The organism is Ruegeria sp. K11, from assembly GCF_056531905.1.
The window spans coordinates 143262-167380 of sequence record NZ_JBQFMP010000009.1 but is presented as its reverse complement, the minus strand read 5'-3'; the positions used below and the strand labels follow the sequence as shown (position 1 = coordinate 167380).

Here is a 24119-nt window from a genome sequence, read left to right as displayed (position 1 = left end):
TATGTCAGCGTTATTGACATTCCAAGGGTAGACAGGTATCGAACCGCAGTTTTTGCGCAATTTTGTCGCCGGATCACACCGGTCGGGCGCAACATTCGAACTCATCAACCCAAGGCAGGAGGTTTCGCATGGCGGGGTATGACGATCGTGACGGTGTCATCTGGTTGGATGGCAAACTGGTGCCTTGGCGCGAGGCCAATGTGCACATCCTGACCCATGCGATGCACTACGCGTCTTCGGTATTTGAAGGCGAACGGGCCTATAATGGCAAGATCTTCAAAAGCCGCGCTCATTCCGAGCGCCTGATTGCCTCGGCCGAGGCGCTGGATATGCCGATGCCGTATTCGGTGGACGATATCGAGGCCGCCAAGGAAGAAGCCCTGAACGCCAGCGGCCTGCAAGACGCCTATGTGCGCGTTCTGGTGTGGCGCGGGTCGGGCGACGATATGGGTGTGGCGTCGGCCAAGAACCCGGTGCGGATGGCTGTGGCTGTCTGGCCATGGGGCGCTTATTATGGCGACGCCAAGATGCAGGGCGCCAAGCTGGACATCGCGGAATGGAAACGCCCCAGCCCCGAAACGATCCCGGTTCACGCCAAGGCAGCAGGTCTTTACATGATCTGCACCATTTCAAAGCACAAGGCCGAGGCCAAGGGCTGCTCGGACGCGCTGTTCATGGATTGGCGCGGTTACGTGGCCGAGGCCACCGGGGCCAATGTCTTTTTCGTCAAGGACGGCGAAGTCCACACGCCGCTGGCCGATTGCTTTCTGAATGGCATCACCCGCCAGACTGTCATCCAGATGCTGAAAGACAAGGGCATCACTGTGCATGAGCGCCGGATCAAGCCCGAAGAAATGGCCGATTTCGAACAGTGCTGGCTGACAGGTACCGCCGCCGAGGTCACTCCGGTCGGACAGATCGGCGACTACACGTTCGAGGTTGGCGATCTGACGCGCGAAATCGCTGCGGATTACGAGGCGCTGGTCCGCGCCTGAAGCCTCAACACGTCACAATCAAGAACCCTCGCAGAATTGCGGGGGTTTTTCTTGACCCAACGTGCGAGAATTCTTGCTGATCGTTCAGCATACTGGACGTCTGCGCGTATTGGTGTAGCTTACACACATGTTAGATCTGCTCAGCGATATCCTCACCCGCCTGTCCCTGCGGGGAACGTTCTATTTCAGAACCTCGTTCACGCCGCCATTCGGCATACAGGTTCCCGCCTTTGAAAACGTCGCGCGATTTCACTTTGTGCAGCGCGGGGAATTGAAGGTACATGTCTCTAACACAGGCGAAACGCTGCGTTTGAAACAGGGCGATCTTGTATTGATCCCGCATGGATTAGCTCACGCTCTGTTGTGCAACGAAGTCAAACCACTGGACGCGCTGCCTCTGGAACAGGTGCTGGATGATGCGGGTTACAAAGGCGATGGCGTTCTGGTGTATGGCGGGGAAGACAAAAGCCGCGACACGCAGCTGATCTGCGGGCATTTCTCGTTTACCGGGCCGCCGGGGCGTCAGGGCACGGGTCATATGCTGATTGACCGCCTGCCGCCCTATATCCTGATCGAAAACTACGGTGAAGAGGCCGGGGCCTGGATCGAATCCACCCTGCGCATGATCGGATCCGAGGTTAACGGTGCCCGGATCGGTGGTGACCTGATCGCCCTGAAACTGTCCGAGGTGCTGTTTGCGCAGGCGATCCGTGCCCATCTGGAGCATCAAAGCCCAAGCGAATCTGCTCTTGCGGGGTTTGCCGATCCGCGGGTCTCGCGTGCGCTGACTGCATTCCATCAGGCCCCGGCGCAGGACTGGAGCGTCGAGCTTCTGGCGCGAGAAGCCGGCATGTCCCGCACTGCCTTTGCCCAGCTCTTTGCGGAAAAGATGGGAACGACCCCGATGCAATATCTGACTGACTGGCGGATGCAGATCGCATGTCATGGCCTGACCGAAAGTCGCTGGAATGTGGCCGACGCCGCCGCCGAGGTCGGATATGCGTCCGAGGCCGCTTTTTCGCGTGTGTTCAAAAAACAGGTTGGCCTGTCTCCCGCAGCTTACCGCGCGATGCACTAAAGCCCCGCCATTTTGAACGATCTGCAATTCATCGCGAACGATCCGGGCTGATACGTTCGGTTTCCTTCCCCTATCTTAGCAATATGCCAAGCAAGGAAAGGAGCCTTCATGTCCGCCCGTTTCGTCACCCGCAATATTCACGCCTATCTTGACTATCCCGTTGCCATCGCGCTGATGACCCTGCCCTTTATTTTGGGTCTGGGCCAATCCAACCCGCTGGCACTTTGGCTGTCCGTCGTCACCGGCGTCGCGGCCTTTGTGCTAACCGTTCTGACGGACCATCATCTGGGGATTTGGCGCGTCCTGCCTTACAAGCTCCACCTGACGGTCGACCTTCTGGTCGGTTTGACATTCCTGGCCGCGCCCAGCCTGCTTGGGTTTACCGGTCTGGATGCCGCCTTTTACTGGATCAACGGCGCAGCCGTGGTCATTGTCATCGCCCTCAGCGCCCCCGAACAAACTGCGGCAGCCTAGACTGCGCGCCATTCTGTCTGTCCCGCGAGAGTACACAAAGGATGCCCCGGTCATGGCCGGGGCATTTTCGTCTCTGTTACTTAGAAATCAACACCACGCTGCGCTTTTATCCCAGCCTGGAACGGGTGCTTTTCTTCGGTCATCTCCGTGACCAGATCGGCATAATCACGCAATGCCTGCGGCGCATCGCGGCCAGTTAGAAACACGCTGGTTTTGCCCGAGCGCTCGTTCAACCCCTCGATCACCTGATCCACAGACAGGTATTCATATCGCAAGGCAATATTGATCTCATCCAGCACCACAAGGTCGTAATCTCCGCTGTGCATCAGCGCCCGTGCCTTGTCGAAAGCAGCATTGGCGGCGGCAATGTCGCGCTCGCGGTCCTGCGTATCCCAGGTAAAACCTTCGCCCATCGTGTGCCAGGTGACCAGATCACGTTCCTCGAAGAACCGCCGCTCGCCCGTCTTCCATTTGCCCTTGATGAATTGCACCACAGCGACCTTCTGACCCCAGCCCAGCGCCCGGATCACCACACCAAACGCAGCCGATGACTTGCCCTTGCCCTTGCCCGTATTGATCAGCACAAGGCCCCGGCCAGGATCGACTGCCTCGGACACTTTCTTGCGGTGCTGGGCTTGCACCTTCTGCATCTTTTCCTTGTGATCTTGCGCGTCGCTCATGTGGGGAACCTTTTTTCGATGTTGCGCTCAACCTAAGTGAAGTTTGCCAAAGGTAAAGGTCAGGCTTTGGGGTCCGTGACCGAACGCGCCTTTCCGCGCTCCAGACCCAGCTGATGTTCGCGCAGAATGACCAGTACGTTGCCTGCAATAACCAGTGTCGCCCCGCCCAGCATCACCAGGGTCGGCAATTCGTCGAACCAGATGTAACCAATGACAATCGCAAACAGCATGGTCGTGTAATCATAGGGTGCCAGCATCGAGGCCTGCCCGAACCGGTAAGACGAGGTCACCAGAATCTGCGCGACGCCGCCAATCAGACCCATTGCGATGAGAATCAGAGCCTGATTCCAGGTGGGCAGGGTCCATCCCCAAAAAGCGGTCAACGCCGATAGCCCTGTTGCGATAAGCGAGAAATAAAACACGATAGCCGCCGGATGATCCACCTGCACGAGCTGTCGGATATGAATCTGCACAAACGCGCGCGCGATGGTGGCCGCCAAAACGCAAAGCGCCCCCACGGTGGCTGCGAGTTCCATGTTGTTGCCGCCAAGGCGCGGCCAGATCATGATCAGAACCCCCAGCAAGCCGATCGCCACCGCGCCGATGCGGATCATGCGGATGCGTTCACCCAGCATGAATGCGGCGAGAATCAAGGTAAAGATCGGGGTTGCATAGCCGATGGCCGTCACTTCGGGCAAAGGCAGCAGGCTGAGGCCGGTAAAGGTCAGTCCCATGGCCGAAGTGCCCAGCACCCCACGCCAGAAATGTCCCATAGGTTTTTTGACGACAAAGCCCTGCGCCAGCTCTCGGCGCCAGATCAGCCAGCCGATGATGACCGGTATGGCAAAGAGCGAGCGGAAGAACACCATCTCGCCGGGCGGGAAATCCTCGGACAGCGCTTTGACCAGCGCAGCCATCGAGGTGAATAACACCAGCGCACTCAGTTTCAGACCCACGGCGAGCATGGGTCGATGCGATGTTAAGGATTGAGCCATTGCGCCTTTATCTGCGCCTTTGCGGCTCAAAGATCAACGAAAGTATTGTACCAATCAGGCATTCTTCCAGCACGCTGGCAAGGGACGGCCGATCTCATCGGCCAGCTCTTCGAGGTACCGAATCAAACAAGCGACCCGCCGTCGCGCCAAAACCCGACCCGGCTCAGTCAACATGCCATCGGGCAAGTTCAGAAGCTTGACCTTCCAGTGATCAACCGAAAATCGCAAATCATCCAGAGGTCGGTTTTCCGCAAATGGGTCGGTCGGATCATATAGCACACGACCCAGTGCGCCGCTGACCATGAAAGTGCGCGCAATGCCAACTGCGCCCAGCGCATCCAGGCGATCGGCATCGCGCAGAATACAGGCCTCGCGCGTTTCCGGAGGAATATTGGCCGAAAAACTGTGGGCCGCAATCGCATGTTGCGTGGCGGCAATGCGGGCAGAGGAAAACCCAACCTGCCTCAGAATAGGCTCTGATTGTTCGGCAGATCGACGCGATGCGAACTGTCGCTGAGGGTCATCTTTGGGCAGATTCACCAGATCGTGCAGATAGCAGGCCGCCAACAGCACCTGCATGTCCGTCTGGTTGTCTGAAATGGCTTGAGCGTTGCGCCAGACCCTGTCCAGATGCGCCAAATCATGAGCCGGGTCGGTCTTCATGCGTTCTGCGACAGCGGCGCGCAGTCGGCTGCGCAGATCAGCCAATCTGCCCCCGATTCTCGCCAATCTGGCCGCGATGCAGCAACAAGTGATCAAGAATCACACAAGCCATCATCGCCTCGCCCACCGGCACGGCGCGAATGCCGACGCAGGGGTCGTGGCGACCTTTGGTGATGATCTCGGTCTCTTCGCCCGATTTGGTGATGGTCTTGCGGGTGGTCAGGATCGATGAGGTCGGTTTGACCGCAAAGCGCACCACGATGTCCTGCCCGGTCGAGATACCGCCCAGAATGCCGCCTGCGTGGTTACTGCTGTATTGGGGGCCGTTCTGGCCCATGAAAATCTCATCCGCATTGGCCTCGCCGGTCAGTTCGGCGGCTGCCATACCCTCGCCGATCTCGACGCCTTTGACGGCGTTGATCGACATCATCGCAGCAGCCAGATCCGTGTCTAACTTGGCGTAAATCGGCGCGCCCAGCCCGGCGGGAACGCTGCGGGCGACGACTTCGACCACCGCGCCGACCGAATTGCCGGATTTGCGCAGGTCATCGAGATAGGCGGCCCAGTCTTCGGCGGCTTTTGCGTCCGGGGTCCAGAACGGGTTCTGGTCTATCTGGGACCAGTCGAAATTGGCGCGGTCGATCTTGCGAGGTCCGATCTGGGTCATATAGCCGGTGATCTGCACATTTGGCGCGATCTGTTTGATGGCCTCGCGCGCCAGCCCTCCGGCGGCCACGCGGGATGCGGTTTCACGGGCCGAGCTACGCCCGCCGCCGCGATAGTCGCGGATACCGTATTTCTGCCAGTAAGTGATATCCGCGTGGCCCGGGCGAAACTTGTCCATGATATCGCCGTAGTCTTTCGAGCGCTGATCAGTGTTTTCGATCATCAGCTGGACCGGGGTTCCCGTGGTCTGGCCCTCGAACACGCCGGACAGGATTTTCACCTGATCGGGCTCGCGCCGTTGGGTGGTGAATTTGTTCTGCCCCGGTTTGCGCTTGTCGAGCCAGTGCTGGATCATCGCTTCGTCGATGCTGACGCCCGGCGGACAGCCATCGACCGTCGCGCCCAAGGCGGGTCCATGGCTTTCGCCCCAGGTGGTAACGCGGAAGAGATGTCCGAAACTGTTCATCGACATAGGGCGTGCTCCTTTGAGGCTCGTGATTAGCGGGGAGTGCCTTTGGCCTCAAGCGGATTTGCGGCTGGATGGGTCAGGAGCGCTGCCCGGTGGGCAGCGCGATTGAGTATTTTTGAAAAGATGAAGATCAGGCGGCGGCAGCAAGCTTTGATCGGGTTGTCGTGATGCTGAGTGCTGCCTGGGCGGCCTCGCGCCCCTTTTCGACGAAATGCGCGCGGTAGATGGCGTTGTGGTGGTCGGTTTCCTGATACTGGTGCGGGGTCAGCGAAACCGAGAGGACCGGGACGCCAGTATCGAGACCGGCGCGCATCAGGCCGTCCACCACGGCCTGGGCGACGAAATCGTGGCGGTAGATGCCGCCATCGACAACAAAGGCAGCGCAGGCGATTGCGGCGTATCGCCCTGTCTGGGCCAGATCGCGGGCCAGCAACGGCATTTCGAAGGCACCCGGGACGTCGAAGACATCGACCTGGTCGGCCGGAATGCGTTCAAGGAACCCATCCAGAGCGCGGTCGACGATATCTGCATGCCAGTTGGCTTTGATGAAAGCATAGCGGGTGTGTGTCATGGTGATCTCCTTTCAGTTTGGTGGCCTGCTGGCGGTCGCGAAAACCGGTTCCCACTTTTCGCTGCCAGCCCGGCATGACACGTCACCCAAGGCGATCACGGACAGACGCGCCGCTGTGCGACACGCTGCACGTTCTCTTTCATCCGGACTATGACCGTCGGCTCTGGCCTCTCACCAGATCTGCTGTCACCCCGGAGGATCCGGGGCCGCTCGCGGGCTTACGGGTCGCAGCCCGCATACCGCCGGTGGGGAATTTCGCCCCGCCCTGAGAACGAGGCGGAGCTTGCCAAGCGCGCACCGGTTCTGCAAGAGAATTCGGCAGGAGGATCGCCATGCACCCCAACCCCGCCTTTCGGACCGAGACCGCAGCACAGAATGCCGTCTTTGCGCGTGACCGTGCCTTTGGCGCGTTGGCGGTGTCCACTAATGCAGCGCCGCTGATAAGCCATGTTCCGTTTCTGCTGAACGAGGATGCCTCCCTGGCCGAATTGCATCTGGTTCGGTCAAATCCGATCGTTCGCGCGCTAAAGATGCCGGTTGCGGCACGCATCGCGGTTTCGGGGCCTGACGGGTATGTCTCGCCCGATTGGTATGGGGTCGACGACCAGGTGCCCACATGGAATTACGTGGCGGTGCACCTGACGGGTCAGCTTGAGCTGCGCCCACCCGAGGAGTTGCGGGGTATGCTGGACCGGCAAACAGCGTTTTTCGAGGATCGGTTGCTGCCGAAACCCCCATGGCTGGCGTCGAAGATGTCTGACGAGGTGCTGGGCCGGTTCTTGCGGATGATCGTGCCCTGCCGCTTGCATATCAGCGATATCGAGGGCACCTGGAAGCTGAACCAGAACAAGCCGGACGATGTGCGCCTGCGCGCAGCCGACCGGATCGCAGATGACAGTTTCGGCCATGAGTTGGAGACATTGCGGGATCTGATGCGTGGCGCGTAGCGGGTTCTGTTTTGCTCTGCCTGCTGTACTCTGCGCGTCAGGCAAGGAGACCTGATATGAAGCTTTATCACAGCCCGACCTCACCATATGTGCGTAAGGTCATGGTTTTACTGCACGAGACCAACCAGCTTGAAGATGTTGAGGTGCAGGGCGTGGCCAGTACTCCCGTCGCCCCGGCCGAGGCACTGATCGGCAAGGCGCCATTGACCAAGGTTCCCGCGCTGGAGCGCTCCGACGGGCCCACATTGTTCGACAGCCGCGTGATCTGCGCTTTCATGGATGCCCGGGCGCAGGCGGGCTTTTACCCGGAGGGGGCTCGGCGCTGGGATGTGCTGACGCTTGAAGCGCTGGCCGACGGTATTCTGGATGCGGCGCTGCTGATGACATATGAGAGCCGGTTGCGCACCGAAGAGATGCAGTGGACTGCATGGGTCGATGCTCAATGGCTTAAGATCGAACGTGCTTGCACGGCACTGAACCAGCGTTGGCTGGCGCATCTTTCAGGCCCGCTGGATATGGGGCAGATCGCGGTGGGGTGCGCGCTGGGGTACCTCGATCTGCGCCATGACGCGCGAGGCTGGCGTAAAGGCAATGATGCGCTGGCGGCATGGTATGCCACGTTCAGCGCACGGCCCAGCATGGTGGCGACGCGTCCGCCGGTCTGATCACACGGGTAAGGCCGCGGCTGAACGGCCCCGGCCTTTAGATACGCTCAGGGGGCGCTGAAAGTAACGAGATAGGCAGCAATATCTTCTGCGCCTTTCTTCAGTTTGACGCTCATATTTGGACGAGCTGTGTCATCGCCAAGATAATCCTGAATAAAACCGATCGGGTCTTTGGAATAGGCCGCGATGTTTTCTTCGGTCCAGACCAAACCCTCCTGACCGGCGCGGATCATGTCATCCGTGAACATTCCGATGGGCAGGCGTTCGCTGCCATTCAGATAATCGTTCTCAGATCCCGCGATACGGCCGACCACGCCGTAGAGATTCGGCCCGGTTATGCCGCCTTTGACCAGAACCTCGCCATCTTTGATGATCGCGTGGCACGAAGAACAGCGATTGTAGAGCTTTTCGCCCCGGATCGGGTCTCCGGCGGCCAGTGCGTGGGGTGCGGTGGCAAGTGTAAGCAGCGTTGCGATGGCTGTGATCTTTGACATGGCTCTTCTCGCGATTGATGGGTGAATTGATTGCTGCGTATGTCCACTCTCGTAAAAAGTGCAATTGAAATCTGCCCCGACGGCCCGGTTTAAAAATATCTATTTCTGAGGCGTAATTTACGAGCGCCAGATTCGCGCCAAGCGTGAAATTCTGGCGACGATTTCAGGGCGATTTTCTGGTGGCATCCGGTCATATCCAAGGCGGATGCCGCCTGTGTGGAGCGGGCAACCTGTCCTTATCAGTACCGGCGAATCATCCACTGTCTGATTCGGGATTCGACCGCATCCATTCGCACAAAATGACGCCGGAACTTGAATTTTCGCCTCTGCGTAGTGACATGAATGCCCAGATGCGGCGTAGTGCGCGCCTATGACCGCTGGACGAACCGTTTTCTCCCGGATAGATAGCCGCGATGAGACGCCGCTTTGATGCGGTGCTGATGCATGTTTGCCCGAAACTCGGGCGCTGGTAATCGGAGAAAACCTCGTGTCCCACGCAGAAGACCACGAAGGCAACCGCAGAGATTTCCTCTACTACGTCGCTGGCGGCGCAGGTGTCGTTGCGACGGGGGCAGCCGTTTGGCCCCTGGTGAACCAAATGAACCCATCCGCAGACGTTCAGGCGCTGTCGTCGATCCGCGTGGATGTCAGCGGGGTCGAGCCGGGTACGCAGCTGACCGTGAAATGGCTGGGCAAGCCCGTGTTCATCCGTCACCGCACCGGTGCCGAAATTCAGGAAGCTCAGCAGCAGGACGAGGAAGCCGTTGGCGATCTGCCCGACCCGCTGGCGCGGAACTTCAACCTGAATGCCGATGCACCCGCAACGGATGCCAACCGCGTCATGCCTTCGCCCGAGGGCGAAGCACCCGGTGCCTGGATCGTTCAGATGGGCGTGTGTACGCACCTCGGTTGTGTTCCGCTGGGCGATGCCGGTGACTTTGGCGGCTGGTTCTGCCCTTGCCACGGCTCGCACTATGACCTTGCCGGTCGTATCCGCAGAGGCCCCGCACCTGAAAACCTGCCCGTTCCGCCCGCTGAATGGGTGGACAACAGCACCATCAAACTCGGCTAAGGGAGACCCAGAATGTCAGGAATTCCCCACGACCACTATGAGCCAAAGACCAACGGCGAGAAGTGGCTGAACAGCCGCCTGCCGATTGTCGGCCTGATCTACGACACCATCATGATCCCCACCCCCAAGAACCTGAACTGGTGGTGGATCTGGGGCATCGTGTTGGCCTTCTGCCTGGCGTTGCAGATTGTCACCGGCATCGTACTGGTGATGCACTACACCCCGCATGTCGATATGGCCTTTGCCAGCATCGAACACATCATGCGCAACGTGAATGGCGGCTATATGCTGCGCTATCTGCACATGAACGGCGCATCGCTGTTCTTTGTTGCGGTCTACATCCACATCTTCCGCGGCCTGTTCTACGGCTCGTACAAAGCCCCGCGTGAGATCACGTGGATCATCGGCATGCTGATCTACCTGATGATGATGGGCACCGCCTTCATGGGTTACGTTCTGCCCTGGGGCCAGATGTCCTTCTGGGGGGCCACCGTGATTACCGGCCTGTTCGGCGCGATCCCGTTTGTGGGTGACGCGATCCAGACCTGGCTGCTGGGTGGACCCGCAGTGGACAACGCCACGCTGAACCGCTTCTTCTCGCTGCACTACCTGCTGCCGTTTGTCATCGCGGCGCTGGTGATCGTGCATATCTGGGCCTTCCACACCACCGGCAACAACAACCCCACGGGTGTTGAAGTGCGCCGTGGCTCGAAAGCCGAGGCTGAGAAAGACACGCTGCCCTTCTGGCCCTATTTCGTGATCAAGGACCTGTTCGCACTGGCCGTGATCCTGGTCGTGTTCTGGGCGGTTGTGGGCTTCATGCCGAACTATCTGGGCCACCCCGATAACTATATCGAGGCCAACCCGCTGGTCACGCCGGCACACATCGTGCCCGAATGGTATTTCCTGCCGTTCTACGCGATCCTGCGGGCCTTCACCGGTGAGGTCTGGGTTGTGCAATTCGCCAGCTTCATCACCGGCGGCATCATCGACGCCAAGTTCTTTGGTGTGATCGCGATGTTCGGTGCGATCCTGGCGATGGCTCTGGCGCCGTGGCTGGATACCTCGAGCGTGCGGTCGGGCAAGTACCGTCCGATGTTCAAATGGTGGTTCTACCTGCTGATCATCGACTTCTTTGCCCTGATGTGGCTGGGGGCGATGCCCGCCGAGGAGCCCTATGCGACCTTCTCGCTGATCGCGTCGGCCTATTGGTTCGCCTATTTCTTCGTGATCCTGCCGATCCTGGGTGTCATCGAGAAACCCGAGGCGCAGCCCGAGACCATCGAAGAAGACTTCAACGCGCATTATGGCAAGGCTGACGCCGACGCCACGCCGGCCGAGTAAGAAGAGGGACCGGAAACATGTTCAAGAAACTTGCAATCGGTGCCGCGTTTGCTATCGCCCTGACCCCTGCTGCGTCTTTCGCAGCAGGTGGTGGCGAGCAGCATATCGAGGATTTCCACTTCTCGTTCGAAGGGCCGTTTGGCACCTGGGATCAGAACCAGCTGCAGCGCGGTCTGCAGATCTATACAGAGGTCTGCGCAGCCTGCCACGGCCTGCAATATGTACCGCTGCGGACGCTTGAGGATCTGGGTTATTCGGAAGAAGAGGTTATTGCCTATTCCGAGGCCAATTTCGAAGTGTTTGACCCGGAACTGGATGACTTCCGTCCGGCAAAGCCCGTCGATCACTTCCCGGCCAATAACGGTGTTGGCGCGCCGGACCTGAGCCTGATGGCAAAGGCCCGTGCCGGGTTCCACGGCCCCTACGGTCTGGGGATCAACCAACTGTTCAAAGGCATGGGTGGCGCGGAATACATCGCCTCGCTGCTGGACGGTTACACAGGTGAAGAAAAGGAAGAGGCAGGCACCGTTCTGTACGAAAACAAGGCCTTCCCCGGTGGCTGGATTTCGATGGCACCGCCATTGTCGGAAGATCAGGTCGAATTTGCAGATGGTCACCCTGCAACCGTCGAAGCCATGTCCGAAGACATCGCCGCCTTCCTGATGTGGACAGCCGAACCGAAGATGATGGAACGTAAATACTCCGGATTTGTCGGTGTCCTGTTCCTGACGGTCCTGTCGGTTCTGCTGTATCTGGTGAACAAGCGTCTGTGGGCCGGTGTAAAGGGCAAGAAGAAAGCCTGATCAGCCTTCAATACATGAATGCTGAAACCCCCGCGCCATCGGTTGCGGGGGTTTTTTATTGAAATCGGGTAAAAGGGGCCAGCCCCTTCTTGGCCTGCGGCCAATTCATCCCCGGGATATTTATGGCCAGATGAAAAGCGGATCAGGCCTGCAATTGGCTGGCTGTGTGGCCCTGTATCGCAACGGTCACGATCTGGCCTTCAGGCTGCGGGGTTTGGAAGGCGACCTCGGCGAATTGTTCGGTGCGGCCCATATGCGGGTTTTCCATGAGGACGTTGTGCGTTTTGCCGAACTGGGCGGTCAGGTGTTTGGCGATCTGCTCGTCGCCTGCGGCACGCAAGCGGGCGGCGCGGTCTTTAATGGTGGCACCGTTGACTTGCTGCGGAATACGGGCAGCTGGAGTGCCTTGACGTTTCGAATAGGGGAAGACGTGCAGCCATGTCAGGTTGCAGTCGTTGACGAGTTTCAGCGAGTTTTCGAAGTGAACCTCTGTCTCGGTCGGGAAACCGGCGATAATGTCGGCCCCGAAGGTCATGTCCGGGCGCAGTTTGCGAGCGTCTTCGGTGAACCGAATGGCATCGTCTCGCAGGTGGCGGCGCTTCATGCGTTTGAGGATCAGGTCATCGCCGTGCTGCAGCGACAGGTGCAAATGCGGCATCAGGCGCGGCTCGGTCGCGATGGCCTGCATCAGGTTCTCGTCCACTTCGATCGAGTCGATGGAACTGATCCGCAGGCGCGGCAGGTCGGGCACCAGCTTTAGGATCCGCATCACCAGATCGCCCAGCTTGGGCTGCGCGGGCAGGTCGGCGCCCCAAGAGGTGAGATCGACGCCTGTCAGAACAACCTCATTATACCCCCGGTCCACCAATCGCTTGATCTGATCCACCACGACGCCTGCAGGGACGCTGCGTGAGTTGCCGCGGCCGTAGGGGATGATGCAGAACGTGCAACGGTGGTCACAGCCGTTCTGAACTTGCACATAGGCCCGGGAACGGGTGCCGAAGCCATCGATCAGGTGGCCTGCGGTTTCGGTGACGGACATGATGTCGTCGACTTGCACGGCCTCGGTCTGACCGATGAAATCGGCGGCCATGCCCTTCCAGGTCTCCGGGCGCATCTTTTCGGTGTTGCCGATGACTGCATCAACCTCCTCCATCCGGGCGAAGGTTTCAGGTTCGGTCTGCGCGGCACAGCCAGTGACGATCAGGCGCGCGTCGGGATTCTCACGCCGAAGCTTGCGAATCTCCTGTCGGGCCTTGCGGACGGCCTCAGCTGTGACGGCGCAGGTGTTGACGACCACTGCGTTGTTCAGCCCGGCCTGTTGCGACAGCTCTTTCATCGCCTCGGTCTCATAGGCGTTCAGGCGGCAGCCCAGAGTGGTGAATTTGGGCGGAGTCATCCCAAAGACCTCAGGAATTCGGGTGTCAGCGAGCCCGAGAAGACATGGGCGGTGGGGCCGGTCATCCAGACGCCATCCTCGCGCCAGTCGATCCAGATGGTACCACCATCAAGGTCGATCTGCACCTTGCGCCCGGTCAGCCCGCGTCGTGCGGCGGCCACGGCTGTTGCGCAGGACGATGAGCCCGAAGCAAGCGTAATACCAACACCCCGCTCCCACACCCGCATCCGGATATGGTCGGGGCCGATCACCTGCGCCACCTGCACATTGGTTCGTTCGGGATAGAGCGGATGATGTTCGTACCGCGAACCGAATTCGGTGAGGGGGATGGCTTCGGCGTCGCTAACAAAAAAAGTACAGTGCGGATTGCCCATGCCGGTGGCCGTGGGGCCGCCTTCGATAGGCAGCTCCAGCGTGTCCACATCTTCGGCCAGCGGAATGTCACGCCAGTCAGTCTGAGGTTGCCCCATATTGACCGAGGTCAGCCCATCGCCCGCATCCCGGGCGTACAGAGTGCCGCGTTCGGTTGTGAGCGTCAGGTCGGATGTCCCGGACTCATCCATCAGGAACCGTGCGATGCAGCGCGTGGCATTGCCGCAAGCAGCCGAGCTCGACCCGTCGGCATTGTAGAATACCAAATGCGCATCAACCTCACCGGTTTCGATCACGGCGAGCTGATCAAACCCTACTCCGAACTGTCGGTGCCCGATGCCCTTTGCCAGAGCCGGGGTGATCGGCACAGGGTGCGCGCGCGCATCGACAATGACGAAGTCATTGCCCAGCCCGTGCATCTTCATGAAGAGCATTCCGGTATCATTTGTGCGTCGCATGGCGGGCATATAACGCCGGGTCCGGAATGAATCCACCCTGTCGCGCAGATTCCTGAAAAAAGGGCTTGACCCCCCAGCGCCACCTGCCTAATTAGGCCGCCTATCGGGTCGCCTGAACCTATATGGTACTGGCGAAACGCGATGCGAAATAAGGTCTTGAACCCGGTCGGGTTCTTCCCTTAGAGAGCGTCAGGGATCGATCAGATCCAACAAAAGAGTGGGCCGTTAGCTCAGTTGGTAGAGCAACTGACTTTTAATCAGTGGGTCGCAGGTTCGAATCCTGCACGGCTCACCACTTTTTTCAATAAATCTACATCCTGCAAGGCATTTGGCCGCCACGGAAAGTAAAGTAACTCCATATGAAGGCCAAATCCGGGGCCATCGATAGTTTCATGCCGTGTTTTGATTAAGTGTCGCCCTCGCCTCATCGGCAGCGGGACGCTTAGCATACTTCGCATATTTCTGGGTCTGCTGTAGGGTGGCATGACCTAGCAGGAACGAAACTTTATCCAAGGGCCTCCCATTGTTCAGGAGGCGGTTGGCATAAGTATCTCGGCAAGAGTGGATGGTTGCGCTCCCTTTTTCCGCAGGCACCCTCTTACTGGACGGACACATGGTCGCTATGGCTTCCCGCAGATTCTTACATCGAGACGAATGGTTGGGGCTGGTTGTGAAGGCGGGATAGAACGTCATACACCCGGTCACTGATCGGTACAAAGATCGCCTTATGGGTCTTGTGATTCCAGTTGTCGATAACCCTTTGTTGCAGGTCGATATCTGCCCACTCGACTCCAAGTGCTTCTCCAAGTCGAACGCCTGTATCGATATGATAAACGAACAGGTCGTGCGCCTTCTGCCACGCTCCTGCGCCGTGTTCAGCTTCCTTTTCAAGGCAGTAGGCAATCACTGCCCGTTCCTATTGGGATGACAGGGACCGTGAATTAACAAAGCCCTTTTGCATCTGGAAGTCTAAGTCTGGGTTCGTTTTATGACGCTTCTTGAAAAAGTTGTTGACGCGTTTCAGGAACCGAAGTTCGAGATTTATTGTGTTCGGTTTCATGCCTTCTTCCTTGCGGGCGAGTCAGTGATCATCCAGATCGCCGTCTGTGAGTGATGATAGGTAACGATTAGGATCGAGCGCCCATCGTCCCTCGAAGGCAGCTGTGATGCCCAGTAGTTTGTTGGTGGCATACTGGTAGCTTTCGGCAGTTCTGCCTTCTTCGGAGGTTACCGTGAGATCGCATGAATCCTGCATAGTGATTTCCGGTTTTTCGCCGTGCTGACGCAAATCCATGACCTTGTTGTATTAGGCCATCATTACTCTGTTTGCTTCGGGCAGCATCGCCAAACCGGTTTGGATATCAGCGTCCTGTTTTTGCAGTAGATGCAGGGCAAATCCGAAGGCAACAAGTTCCAAAATCAGTATCTGAAATCGGATGAACCCACCCACCGCGGACTTGCCAAGCCTTACTGCTCCATGATGATCTGCCGGTTTGGTGACAACCGTGTCAGTTTTTTTGGTCGCTCGTGGTAGGTGCCGAAAGATCGCCAAGGTTGCTGCCACAGTGTTTGCAAACGATGGCGGCGGTTTTGATTTCCTCTGCGCAGAACGGACAGAGTCGTGTTGAGTTTTTCATGTGATACATTCTCTTTAACGAATTGAAAATTAACGGAACACTTCGCCGGTGGAGGCGTCGAGATACAAACGATTGGCGACTGTAGGTCCCCCGCAATACATGAAGTACACGGGCCTCGGTTCAAATGAACCCGACCTCACCCATCCTCCATGTTCTACAAACTCGTTCGGTTTGCATGTGCCGTTCTCTACCAACTCTGTGGCAGCGATCAGGAATGCTCCGTGATGTCTCTGCAAATCATCCGACTTGGCGATCCAAGCGTCGGCACCCGACGCATGGGCGGCACCTGCATACATCACGCCTGCAAACAAATACGAAAGTGCAATTATTCTGCTCATAGCGGTTCCTCTACTAACGAAATCGGCCACCAGAGTTTCCTCTGGCAGCCGGGGAGTTAGTAAGCCGCCAAGAGACGACCGCGCTGGCCTTTAGGCCGGAGCCCTGGACATACGCCAGTGCCTCCCCGACCATAGGGTTCGAGGAGGTGTCATTTCGGCCGACACCGACCGCTCTTGGAGGGGTTACTACGCCCCGAGACTGGCTCTATCTGCCAATCCTGAACGCAGCCTAGCCCGGATACCTGAAAATCGAAAGCGCAATCGTCACCCTTCGGACTTGCCGAAGATGTTGATTCCAGTGAAAAAATCGGAATGCTATTGGAGAAGGGTGGTGCCGCTGATAGGACTCGAACCTACGACCCCATCATTACGAATTTTGGCGTCCATGTGTTGGACGTGATTGGACCAAGCCACTTTTCGCCGTACAAATCATTATGATTGTTAGACTAATTCTCGTCTCGACTTTGGACGGTGTCGGACGACGCAAGAGAACGTTTGACGTACATCCCCTACTAATCCCCTACTAATGCTCGGACCACTTCTTGTCCGGAATTACTGAACTTGCTGGAGGCGACTTAAATGGGCTGGAAATGCTTTTCGAAGGGGGCTTCACTTCTTCATTGGCTCCCGGAGAAGGAGATACATGTCTGGCCTTGAAATCAGCAATGCGTTCGATCTCTAGGAATGCAATCGAAGCCTGAGGCTGACCGTGCATGTGGAAAATTTGCCGCTTGTATGGCATTTTGTAAGGTGCATAAGCGTTACTTCCTCCGTAAAGACCATTGTTGGCAACGATTACCATTTGAAACATGTGGTAGTGGAGCGCTTGGGCCATCTGGTCAAAGGTCCCAACGTCTTTGTTCAAAGCTGGGATGAGGTACAAATCCGAATGATCTCTGAGGTCAGCGGCAAGGTTCAGATCGGTTGCGTCGTAACAAATTGAAGCGGTCAGCCACAGAGGTTCATGACCTGGTTCCGATGTCCATTGGTATCCGACAAGCCACTGGCACGGTCGAAAAGGTCGTATCAAAGTTGTTGGGTTGTTTAACTTACTCTCTTCAGGAGCTAGGTTTCCCTTGCCCTGCCTTCTTACTTGGACGCGAAAACCCCCATTGATGTCTTGCATAGGGAGGATCCAGAGAGCGCTGTTAACTAGGGGTTTCCCTTTCTCGATCTCTTCGTAAGTTAGACCAGCGAGGACCGTCGTTCGGTGTTTGCGCATAAAAGGAACGATATGAGTCTGAATATCTGCAGGATGAACTGCGAGCTCCGGTAAGATCAGCAGATCCAAGCGCCCATTCTGATCTTTATGCGTTTCCCGTAGTTCAAGAGACTTGGAAACTGCAGAGAGAGCCGCCGAGAGGTGTCTGCGGTGACGAATCCGCATGACGCTTTGAGACATCGTAAGATCGGATTTATCAAAATCCTTCTTTTGACCTGGAATTACTGTCTGGACGATGCAGGCCCTCAATGGTTGCGAAGCACTGCCAGAGTATGAGCGAGGAAGACTAATCGGAAGCGCGTCAACGCTTTTCCCCTGGAACCCCTCAAGAAACGAAGCTCTTTCATGAAGAGCGTCGAGTAGCACCTGGGCGGAAGTACTTTTTCCAATTTCTTCGCCTCTTTGTGGGCAGCCCGGCCATCTCAATAACTCAAAAAGTAGGTTTTCTGTCCACTCAGAAATTGGCAGCCAATCATCACCGAAAGCGGAATGGCCGCTGTAGAGACCGTAGAACCTTTGATACCAATGACTAGTCGCCGGACGATATATCGTGTCGAATTCTTTCCAATATGCAGCTCGAACGGGTTTGGTGAAGTCACGACGTCCTGTTAAAATAAACCTTAGCAAATAACCAAGCTGGAATCGCCAACGCTCTTCATCTGGGCACCAATCTGGTGGTGAATACAGAGAACCAGACCGCTTTCCCGACCTAGCTATCCTAACGGACTTTACTCTGTCCCTTTTCGAGTCATTAAGCGAGAAAGTCAGATAAACATCGGATGGCGAAATGTAGTCAAACGAACCCTTCTCGATCAACTCAGTCAAGAAAGCGGCAGCAAAACTGACTAGGGAATACTCGTTGCGGAGCATTCCTCTCGACTTGCTAGCCAGTATCAAAGCGGCTAATTGAGTTTCATCTTTCCGGTTTCTTGGTTTTTTGAATCCCAAGCTAGATTTTGCTGAGCCATAGAACAAATCCAACATCGGTGGGTTAGCTTCAGCGATTTCTCCTCCAAAATCAGGATCAAGTTTTGCGATCTTGTTAGCTCGTTTTGCATTCAAGTGCTTTGAGATAAGTGAACTGGTTTGCTCAACGCTCCTAAAAGAGCGTCTAACCAAAACGGAGTATGTAGCGAATTCATCGTCTGAGAAACCCGCCATCTCGCCTGCAAGAAAGCATTGAAGTCGTTCGTAGTGATCGCGCCTACTTTTCGTCTTATGACCCACAGCAGCCTGTCCATTTGTTGCAACGAGTAAGCGTGCTTGTTGAGCAAGAAACCAAGGGAGCTCGTTTGCTCTTTCATCAAGTAGTGTCTTCGCTTGCTTGGTCAGTTCGCTTCGATATTTCTTGGTATCGAGCTGAGATGGCAGCTTCTCGTCATCGTCTACAAAAGCCGTTTCAACGGCACCAGCGCGGAAGAGTTCTGCTAAGCAATAGGCTGCAACACTAACCTCAGCTGCACTACGGAAGTTTTCAAAGATTGCAGGAGTTAACAAATTGAGAACCCGCCTCAAAAGCGTCGAATCCGGCCAGATATCTAGCCCAATTCGCAACAGCCGAACATTGGCTGGGTCCTGAATCCATTTGGATACCAACTCATATGCGAAAGCTCTTGCTTCTTCATCCAACTCTTCTCGGCTTAAAGCCGAACCGAACCGCGAAGATCCACCCGCCTCTTCGCCATTAAGGTTCTCAAAGTACAGTAAAGGCCGCAAAGAACGGTAGGTACTTCGAAACCTAGCTGCGGCGAAGCGATCAACCGTTTCATCCCTCACATCTGGCACCGGAAGAAACTCCAATGCAGGCGCTTCTTTTTCTACCGTTCCCAACCTCTTTTGAGCGCCAATTAGCCCAAGGATCGAACCCAGGATTTCGCTTCCACCGGTAGCGTCAAAACCCCCTGACACCGCGGATTGAATTCGGCGCATTTTTTGGCTCTGGTTCACAACAGGTCGTTCTCCTCCGCGGAATACTGCGGCAACGGATTTTTCTTGGGATAACTCCAATCCGGGTGCGACTTTGTCTAACAATAAATTTGCCCAATCGAATAAATCGCGCTCCAAATCCTGGATACTAGACTCCGTTTCAACACTTAAAACCAGGCGAATATCATCAACATATCTAGCAGCATCCATTAGCCGAACACCTGGCGCTACCTCATTTTCCAAAGAATTCCGCAGCGCATTGTCGAACTCAACAAGAACAGTATTTGCAAAAAAACCCGATGCTACTAATCCCTGTGGAAGCGATATTCGATCAAACCGTTTTAGGGAGGCCTGATCTTTGTATTGATTGACTGCCGTAAAGTCATCTTCATGCCATGCCCAATCCAGGTACCTACAGGCAAAGTCGAAGAACGGCGCCTCATCATCACTCGCCTGGAAGCTTCGTAAGCACTTATGAAGTAAGTCCGGTGAAACTCGATCATAAAACTGCTTTACGTCAGATTGAAAAATTACGGTTCTAGCGCCACTTCCTACCAAGCTTTCCGCGATTGCATCTGGTCGTTCGAGAAAAGACTGATAGTCCTGAAAGTAACCTCGATACGACTTCGCAGAACCCCATCGGTGCCTGAGCTCTGTACCAACCTTGTCGCAAAAGAGACGATTGCCATACGATACAACCCGGTCCTTTTTTGTGCCCAGCTTGGGGAGCCTAGTGTCACCTTGTGCGGTCTCAATGCGATCGGCCAGGAGCAACATAAGTGCTGTCGTAATTACCTGATCTTTAAGCGAAACATGCGCTAGTGGTCTAAGCTTAGCTGGTGTACTGGATCCATTTGCTGGCCCCCAGCTGCCATTGCTGAGTATGCTCCATTCCTGACTTTTAGGGGCCGGTACCAGTCGCAGAGGATCATTTCTGGGCATGACCTTGGATTTTAGTTCTGCTGACAAGCTAGCAACGAAATCCTGCAAGTTAATAGCGGTCAGATCTAGCTCCAGGGTGTCAGAAAACCAATTATGGTACCGAATGTGCGCTGACGCTTTCTTCCAAGCCTGGACTAAGACTTCTTCGCGAGATAGTTCGTCTAGGCTCAGCCGAAGTTTTTCAATCACTGAAGCTTCCTTCTGATGTCATTCACAAAAAATGTGTGTTGCCAGATTCTTTTGAATTCGAGTTTCTTATCTCACGCGTCAGCTTGTTGATGTTAGGTTTCAACGTCAAGTTGTTCATTCCTTCGCGTTCACCTGGTTGCGTGATCGCTCGGCCTTGCACGCTTTTTCACGCCGGGGCAAACCATGGTAACCCCACCCCATCGACGGCTCTAGACAAGCCTTCCCGCTACTGCCCTCCGGCTTCGAGAGAAATGGAGCCCAACTTCGATGTCACTAGTGTTCGCCGGCACCCTCGGAAAAGAAGGCTACCGCAATCCGAGTTGCTATTTCCGGTTCATGCCTTGCGGAGAGTTGTTCCGCTTCCTCGAGAACTGTGAGCATTCTCTCAAGGATAAGGTCACGATTTAAGTAGTCCCCCTCAAGCTTCTGAAGAACTTGTTCAAGGGCAATGTATCCCTGTGGAAGGCCCTCGTAAGCGAAGCTGGTCCGTACTTCTTGCTTAACCTGTTCCCAAAACGGATCAATCAGTCTCCCCCAGCTTTCGCCTATCATCTCGAGGCCTTGCAGAGATAAATGTCCAAAAAGTTCTTGGTCGATCGATCCGAGTTCGGCATTCACGCTTAAATCGGGATTGTGCCGCACAAGGAAAGCGGCAAGCGCCTTAAGCAGGCTCTCAAGCCGCGATGGTCGAAGGTCCCACTCCGTCAGCTCATCAACATGCGATGCCAATGAAGCCAGGGCTACAGTTATCTGTTCTTGGCTGGGAGTATCATTTTCGAGACCCAGGCTTAGAGTCCGTTCGTAGGCCTCTTCGAGCTGCTGTGCGCAGGCAATTTGATCACGAATGAGCACTGCTCCTTCTGAAGCGCTTTGCCGGATCATTAGTAGCCGTGGAGGTAGGAAGCTGTCGTGGCTGTCGGTCCCTCTCAGATGCAACATGGTGAAGGCATCCCGACCCGAAATAAGCGCGAGTTCCGCCCCCCAGGTTCCTTCGATCTTCACTTTAGATACGTCGGCAAAGTGAGTGGGGCGGATCTGCTTCGATAGCCTCGACAACAAGTCATGATAATTGTTGGAGCGGAAAACCCGCGGTGCTCGCAGATATGAGATGACGCTCTCAAGGATCGCCTCAGTATCCTCAGTCTCAAGCCGGTCAAGCACCTCTGTAAGTTCTTCGCCGGACAGTGCCCGATAGTTAGAAATGCGCTGTGCGATTTTCTCGTCTGAAGCAAAATGACCCACAGGGATATCTATCAGATGATAGTTTACTTCGTCGAATTGGCTATCGATCCGGTCAATACGTCCGAGTCCCTGGATTAGTTCCTTGAGATTGGAGGTGAGACCGAGCAACACCAGCGTATCGCCGGATTGTAGGTTGATTCCCTCGGCCATCTTGTAGGTCATAAAGACGGAGGCGGGACCCTTCGGCGCCCTCCGACCCCCTGGGCGGAAGTAGGATTCAACACTCCTACCATTTGCGATCCGTTCAAAAGACCCTGCATCTTCGCCATACAAATCAGTGAGCGCGTTCACTTCGCCCTTTGGGCGATTTCCCACGACATAATTCGTATGAAGCCCCGTCTTGGTCATCTCTTCGGCAAAGATCTCAAGAGTGTCGGTTCGCTCAGCCAGGAAGACCACGCGATCCTTTCGTTTTTGAATCTCAGCGCAGGCACGATAGCGTTTGCGGTCAACATCCCTGAGCGGTCTGGATGCAAGCATCTTGGTTAAAGAATCACATTTCGGTGTCGGTGCGTCTTCAAGGGCCAGGTCTTCAAACAACTCCAGCTGACCGGGAATAATCTTCATCTTTTTCGCTGAATTCCTAGCTTCAAAATCCCGAAGCCATTTCCCAATGACGCCATTCTCCATTTCCCAGGCTGCCTGAGCAGAGTTCGCTCTGAGAATATTCAACAGGTTGCGGATGTAGAGCTGATCCTGGGTGTTCCGACGAGTGCTGGTATTGCCAAACCGACTGCGCTCGACGGCTGTAATTGTCAAACCTGGTGCGAGTTCCCTACAAAGCCTTGCCACTTCCTCCAGACGTTCAATCTGTGCCTCTGTGGCCGCCATTGATTTTGGGCGTCCATGGCTACGAAGCACCGGATATGCTTGTCTTCCAGGAGCATTGCCCTCACCAACGCAGTGTCTTTGTCTGCGGGTGAGAAAAGGCGCCATCATATCTGACAGTTCTCGCCTGGCGGATTGGGAAAGGGCGGTCTCTGGACCCTCGATGGCTGTTAGTTGGTCTATAAGTGTAAACTCCTCGACGGATCGCCGGGCCTCACGATCGAAGAGTTCGCCCATGCGTTGGATGTATTCCGGCGTCATGAAGATCGAAGCCCGCTTCTCCTGCATGTGGGACAACCAATCCACGTCACGGTTTCCAAGGAGAGTGGCGCTCAAACACACATTCCAACTCGGTGGAGCCAGTTCAATCGCAGCAGCACGCTGCGATGCCTGTTCGAACCCTGGGGTAACAGTGTGGCTTTCATCGATGATCAGAACACCAAATTGATCGAGACGCAGACCGCCCTGTTCATCGCTCCCAACGCCCCGAAGACTTTTCTTTGTAAGGCTACTGTTCGCGATGATCGTGACCGCATTCGTCTTGCTCTTTTCCCAGCTTGGAACGACTCGAGGTGGAGCAATGACGGCGGCATTCTTTCTCGAAACGTTGTGGACAGGCGACGGAGGAACCACATCTCGAAAGGTATCCGAAAGTACCTCACCCAAATGGCAGCCTATCTCCGTTTTCCCCGATCCGGTCGGCGCCTCTACAAATGCAATACCATGTTCATAGGTAATGGCTGAAGCCTCGTAGGTCAGTTCTTGCTGATAGTCGTAGAGCGAATGGCCAGTAATTTCTGTTCGGTTGCCACTCAACCAGGGCGCAAATCCCTTTTGTTCGACGATCGTACGGGCAACCGCAAGTTCGGCTGATACCGGCCGAATGAGCTTGTCCAAGATTTCAAGCGCTTCTTTGGTCCAATCAACACTTGCTTCCCAAATCTGCTCAGCGGCTTTCTGGCGTTCTTCCTCGAGTTCATGCGAACCGGAGCCTAGGCCATCAGCGTACTCGATGTTTCTGTAGAGCCCAGAACGGGAGAAGTTGGCTGATCCTGCCACAGCGCCGAGCGGACTAGAGACGATTTTGGCGTGCATTCTGCGGTCGCCTGAAATTCCATAGAGTTCTTTGGCTAGAGCGGGATCAAAAACTCGAAGCCTTATCTTCCCAGAGGCTATGGCGTCTCGTGCAAGGACGGCCATGAGATCAGAATGATCTTCGACCCTTAGGCCCGACCGCTCGAGCCAGTAGAGGCGCATTTCCTCGCTGACTGGAAGTGTGCGTCCAATGCGTGACGTGTTCCCGGTGTCTACTCCGAAGGCAATGCGGATTCTAACTTGTTCTGCAGACTCAGTATCTCGAAGTTGAGGCAGTTCGGTCAGCAGTATTGATAGTGACGACAGGAAATCGTGATAGCCAGTTGCGATTAGGCAATCTCCGGATTGGATGTGCGGTCGATAGATATCGACGACTGGGCTATCTATATTTGTTCCTACCGAATGAGAACTAGCCGATCCTTCCACCGGCGCCTGCAATGGGTCGGAGGACTTGGGAAGTTGTCTCGGGCGCGTCAGCAACCATTTCGGCAGGTTAATCATTTCATCTCAACTCAGGAGCTGCTGTAACTTCAAGTTGTAACGCCAGGCAATATC

The 24119-nt window shown here is 55.9% G+C and carries 22 protein-coding genes, 1 tRNA gene and 1 riboswitch; of the genes, 9 read left to right on the top strand and 14 right to left on the bottom strand.

Annotated features, from left to right (window positions below; all coding sequences use genetic code 11):
- The first annotated feature begins 128 nt into the window (after nucleotides 1–128).
- From ACR0K4_RS15750 to ACR0K4_RS15740, 3 genes are all read left to right on the top strand, one after another.
- Nucleotides 129–995: a branched-chain amino acid aminotransferase gene (locus tag ACR0K4_RS15750; protein WP_480854725.1), complete on the top strand. Its 867-nt coding sequence runs from the start codon at nucleotides 129–131 to the stop codon at nucleotides 993–995.
- Between the two features lie 127 nt (nucleotides 996–1122).
- Entirely contained in the window at nucleotides 1123–2073 is a 951-nt protein-coding gene (locus ACR0K4_RS15745) for an AraC family transcriptional regulator (protein WP_480854724.1), read from the top strand.
- A 108-nt stretch (nucleotides 2074–2181) separates the two neighbouring features.
- Nucleotides 2182–2547 carry an SPW repeat domain-containing protein gene (locus ACR0K4_RS15740; protein ID WP_480854723.1) on the top strand — a complete coding sequence of 122 codons (366 nt, stop codon included), beginning with the start codon at nucleotides 2182–2184 and terminating at the stop codon, nucleotides 2545–2547.
- Nucleotides 2548–2627: 80 nt separating this feature from the next.
- On the opposite strand, the gene cobO is transcribed toward ACR0K4_RS15740, so the two are convergent.
- The 5 genes from cobO to ACR0K4_RS15715 all read right to left on the bottom strand — a co-directional run bounded on the left by cobO (nucleotide 2628) and on the right by ACR0K4_RS15715 (nucleotide 6591).
- A complete protein-coding gene (cobO, locus tag ACR0K4_RS15735) occupies nucleotides 2628–3227 on the bottom strand; it encodes a cob(I)yrinic acid a,c-diamide adenosyltransferase (RefSeq protein WP_480854722.1) in 600 nt (199 codons plus the stop codon).
- A gap of 59 nt (nucleotides 3228–3286) precedes the next feature.
- On the bottom strand, nucleotides 3287–4222 hold the full coding sequence (locus ACR0K4_RS15730) for a DMT family transporter (RefSeq protein WP_480519945.1): 936 nt from the start codon (nucleotides 4220–4222) through the stop codon (nucleotides 3287–3289).
- Between the two features lie 54 nt (nucleotides 4223–4276).
- A complete protein-coding gene (locus tag ACR0K4_RS15725) occupies nucleotides 4277–4930 on the bottom strand; it encodes an HD domain-containing protein (protein ID WP_480854720.1) in 654 nt (217 codons plus the stop codon).
- Nucleotides 4923–6023 carry a chorismate synthase gene (aroC, locus tag ACR0K4_RS15720; protein WP_480854719.1) on the bottom strand — a complete coding sequence of 367 codons (1101 nt, stop codon included), beginning with the start codon at nucleotides 6021–6023 and terminating at the stop codon, nucleotides 4923–4925. The genes ACR0K4_RS15725 and aroC overlap by 8 nt, the downstream gene beginning before the upstream one ends.
- Before the next feature lie 127 nt (nucleotides 6024–6150).
- On the bottom strand, nucleotides 6151–6591 hold the full coding sequence (locus tag ACR0K4_RS15715; RefSeq protein WP_480519939.1) for a 6,7-dimethyl-8-ribityllumazine synthase: 441 nt from the start codon (nucleotides 6589–6591) through the stop codon (nucleotides 6151–6153).
- Nucleotides 6592–6718: 127 nt separating this feature from the next.
- A riboswitch (FMN riboswitch) is annotated at nucleotides 6719–6868 on the bottom strand.
- Nucleotides 6869–6923: 55 nt separating this feature from the next.
- On the opposite strand from ACR0K4_RS15715, the gene ACR0K4_RS15710 reads away from it, so the two are divergent.
- Both ACR0K4_RS15710 and ACR0K4_RS15705 read left to right on the top strand, forming a co-directional pair.
- Nucleotides 6924–7538, top strand: a complete 615-nt coding sequence (locus tag ACR0K4_RS15710) for an FMN-binding negative transcriptional regulator (RefSeq protein WP_480854718.1) — start codon at nucleotides 6924–6926, stop codon at nucleotides 7536–7538.
- Between the two features lie 56 nt (nucleotides 7539–7594).
- On the top strand, nucleotides 7595–8203 hold the full coding sequence (locus ACR0K4_RS15705) for a glutathione S-transferase (protein ID WP_480854717.1): 609 nt from the start codon (nucleotides 7595–7597) through the stop codon (nucleotides 8201–8203).
- 47 nt (nucleotides 8204–8250) lie between these two features.
- On the opposite strand, the gene ACR0K4_RS15700 is transcribed toward ACR0K4_RS15705, so the two are convergent.
- Nucleotides 8251–8697 (bottom strand): c-type cytochrome, encoded by a 447-nt coding sequence (locus ACR0K4_RS15700; RefSeq protein WP_480519933.1) that lies wholly within the window; start codon nucleotides 8695–8697, stop codon nucleotides 8251–8253.
- A gap of 487 nt (nucleotides 8698–9184) precedes the next feature.
- On the opposite strand from ACR0K4_RS15700, the gene petA reads away from it, so the two are divergent.
- Genes petA through ACR0K4_RS15685 form a run of 3 tightly spaced genes read left to right on the top strand, consistent with a single transcriptional unit; the run spans nucleotide 9185 to nucleotide 11916 of the window.
- The gene (petA, locus tag ACR0K4_RS15695; protein ID WP_480519931.1) at nucleotides 9185–9769 is read left to right on the top strand and encodes a ubiquinol-cytochrome c reductase iron-sulfur subunit; all 585 of its coding nucleotides are present in this window, start codon (nucleotides 9185–9187) and stop codon (nucleotides 9767–9769) included.
- 12 nt (nucleotides 9770–9781) lie between these two features.
- Complete coding sequence (petB, locus tag ACR0K4_RS15690) at nucleotides 9782–11113, top strand: cytochrome b (protein WP_480519929.1); 1332 nt, start codon at nucleotides 9782–9784, stop codon at nucleotides 11111–11113.
- Nucleotides 11114–11130: 17 nt separating this feature from the next.
- Nucleotides 11131–11916 carry a cytochrome c1 gene (locus tag ACR0K4_RS15685; protein ID WP_480519927.1) on the top strand — a complete coding sequence of 262 codons (786 nt, stop codon included), beginning with the start codon at nucleotides 11131–11133 and terminating at the stop codon, nucleotides 11914–11916.
- Between the two features lie 142 nt (nucleotides 11917–12058).
- On the opposite strand, the gene mtaB is transcribed toward ACR0K4_RS15685, so the two are convergent.
- Complete coding sequence (gene mtaB, locus ACR0K4_RS15680) at nucleotides 12059–13315, bottom strand: tRNA (N(6)-L-threonylcarbamoyladenosine(37)-C(2))-methylthiotransferase MtaB (protein ID WP_480854716.1); 1257 nt, start codon at nucleotides 13313–13315, stop codon at nucleotides 12059–12061.
- Nucleotides 13312–14154, bottom strand: a complete 843-nt coding sequence (gene dapF, locus ACR0K4_RS15675; protein ID WP_480519923.1) for a diaminopimelate epimerase — start codon at nucleotides 14152–14154, stop codon at nucleotides 13312–13314. Before dapF ends, mtaB begins: the two co-directional genes overlap by 4 nt.
- 210 nt (nucleotides 14155–14364) lie before the next feature.
- On the opposite strand from dapF, the gene ACR0K4_RS15670 reads away from it, so the two are divergent.
- A tRNA-Lys gene (locus ACR0K4_RS15670) sits at nucleotides 14365–14440 on the top strand.
- Nucleotides 14441–14535: 95 nt separating this feature from the next.
- On the opposite strand, the gene ACR0K4_RS15665 is transcribed toward ACR0K4_RS15670, so the two are convergent.
- From ACR0K4_RS15665 to ACR0K4_RS15640, 6 genes are all read right to left on the bottom strand, one after another.
- Complete coding sequence (locus tag ACR0K4_RS15665; protein ID WP_480519921.1) at nucleotides 14536–14760, bottom strand: tyrosine-type recombinase/integrase; 225 nt, start codon at nucleotides 14758–14760, stop codon at nucleotides 14536–14538.
- 25 nt (nucleotides 14761–14785) lie between these two features.
- Complete coding sequence (locus ACR0K4_RS15660) at nucleotides 14786–15052, bottom strand: tyrosine-type recombinase/integrase (protein ID WP_480519919.1); 267 nt, start codon at nucleotides 15050–15052, stop codon at nucleotides 14786–14788.
- A gap of 174 nt (nucleotides 15053–15226) precedes the next feature.
- Entirely contained in the window at nucleotides 15227–15439 is a 213-nt protein-coding gene (locus ACR0K4_RS15655; protein WP_480519917.1) for a hypothetical protein, read from the bottom strand.
- A 372-nt stretch (nucleotides 15440–15811) separates the two neighbouring features.
- Nucleotides 15812–16120: a hypothetical protein gene (locus ACR0K4_RS15650; RefSeq protein WP_480519915.1), complete on the bottom strand. Its 309-nt coding sequence runs from the start codon at nucleotides 16118–16120 to the stop codon at nucleotides 15812–15814.
- 523 nt (nucleotides 16121–16643) lie between these two features.
- On the bottom strand, nucleotides 16644–20399 hold the full coding sequence (locus ACR0K4_RS15645; protein ID WP_480854714.1) for an RNA-directed DNA polymerase: 3756 nt from the start codon (nucleotides 20397–20399) through the stop codon (nucleotides 16644–16646).
- A gap of 273 nt (nucleotides 20400–20672) precedes the next feature.
- Nucleotides 20673–24065, bottom strand: a complete 3393-nt coding sequence (locus ACR0K4_RS15640) for a DEAD/DEAH box helicase family protein (RefSeq protein ID WP_480854713.1) — start codon at nucleotides 24063–24065, stop codon at nucleotides 20673–20675.
- Nucleotides 24066–24119 lie beyond the last annotated feature (54 nt).

What these genes read in the sequence shown, in the direction of transcription:
- ACR0K4_RS15750 (WP_480854725.1), top strand. Translation starts at nt 129, where the DNA reads ATGGCGGGGTATGACGATCGTGACGGTGTCATCTGGTTGGATGGCAAA.
- ACR0K4_RS15745 (WP_480854724.1), top strand. Translation starts at nt 1,123, where the DNA reads ATGTTAGATCTGCTCAGCGATATCCTCACCCGCCTGTCCCTGCGGGGA.
- ACR0K4_RS15740 (WP_480854723.1), top strand. Translation starts at nt 2,182, where the DNA reads ATGTCCGCCCGTTTCGTCACCCGCAATATTCACGCCTATCTTGACTAT.
- cobO (WP_480854722.1), bottom strand. Translation starts at nt 3,227, where the DNA reads ATGAGCGACGCGCAAGATCACAAGGAAAAGATGCAGAAGGTGCAAGCC.
- ACR0K4_RS15730 (WP_480519945.1), bottom strand. Translation starts at nt 4,222, where the DNA reads ATGGCTCAATCCTTAACATCGCATCGACCCATGCTCGCCGTGGGTCTG.
- aroC (WP_480854719.1), bottom strand. Translation starts at nt 6,023, where the DNA reads ATGTCGATGAACAGTTTCGGACATCTCTTCCGCGTTACCACCTGGGGC.
- ACR0K4_RS15715 (WP_480519939.1), bottom strand. Translation starts at nt 6,591, where the DNA reads ATGACACACACCCGCTATGCTTTCATCAAAGCCAACTGGCATGCAGAT.
- ACR0K4_RS15710 (WP_480854718.1), top strand. Translation starts at nt 6,924, where the DNA reads ATGCACCCCAACCCCGCCTTTCGGACCGAGACCGCAGCACAGAATGCC.
- ACR0K4_RS15705 (WP_480854717.1), top strand. Translation starts at nt 7,595, where the DNA reads ATGAAGCTTTATCACAGCCCGACCTCACCATATGTGCGTAAGGTCATG.
- ACR0K4_RS15700 (WP_480519933.1), bottom strand. Translation starts at nt 8,697, where the DNA reads ATGTCAAAGATCACAGCCATCGCAACGCTGCTTACACTTGCCACCGCA.
- petB (WP_480519929.1), top strand. Translation starts at nt 9,782, where the DNA reads ATGTCAGGAATTCCCCACGACCACTATGAGCCAAAGACCAACGGCGAG.
- ACR0K4_RS15685 (WP_480519927.1), top strand. Translation starts at nt 11,131, where the DNA reads ATGTTCAAGAAACTTGCAATCGGTGCCGCGTTTGCTATCGCCCTGACC.
- mtaB (WP_480854716.1), bottom strand. Translation starts at nt 13,315, where the DNA reads ATGACTCCGCCCAAATTCACCACTCTGGGCTGCCGCCTGAACGCCTAT.
- dapF (WP_480519923.1), bottom strand. Translation starts at nt 14,154, where the DNA reads ATGCCCGCCATGCGACGCACAAATGATACCGGAATGCTCTTCATGAAG.
- ACR0K4_RS15665 (WP_480519921.1), bottom strand. Translation starts at nt 14,760, where the DNA reads ATGTGTCCGTCCAGTAAGAGGGTGCCTGCGGAAAAAGGGAGCGCAACC.
- ACR0K4_RS15655 (WP_480519917.1), bottom strand. Translation starts at nt 15,439, where the DNA reads ATGGATTTGCGTCAGCACGGCGAAAAACCGGAAATCACTATGCAGGAT.
- ACR0K4_RS15650 (WP_480519915.1), bottom strand. Translation starts at nt 16,120, where the DNA reads ATGAGCAGAATAATTGCACTTTCGTATTTGTTTGCAGGCGTGATGTAT.
- ACR0K4_RS15640 (WP_480854713.1), bottom strand. Translation starts at nt 24,065, where the DNA reads ATGATTAACCTGCCGAAATGGTTGCTGACGCGCCCGAGACAACTTCCC.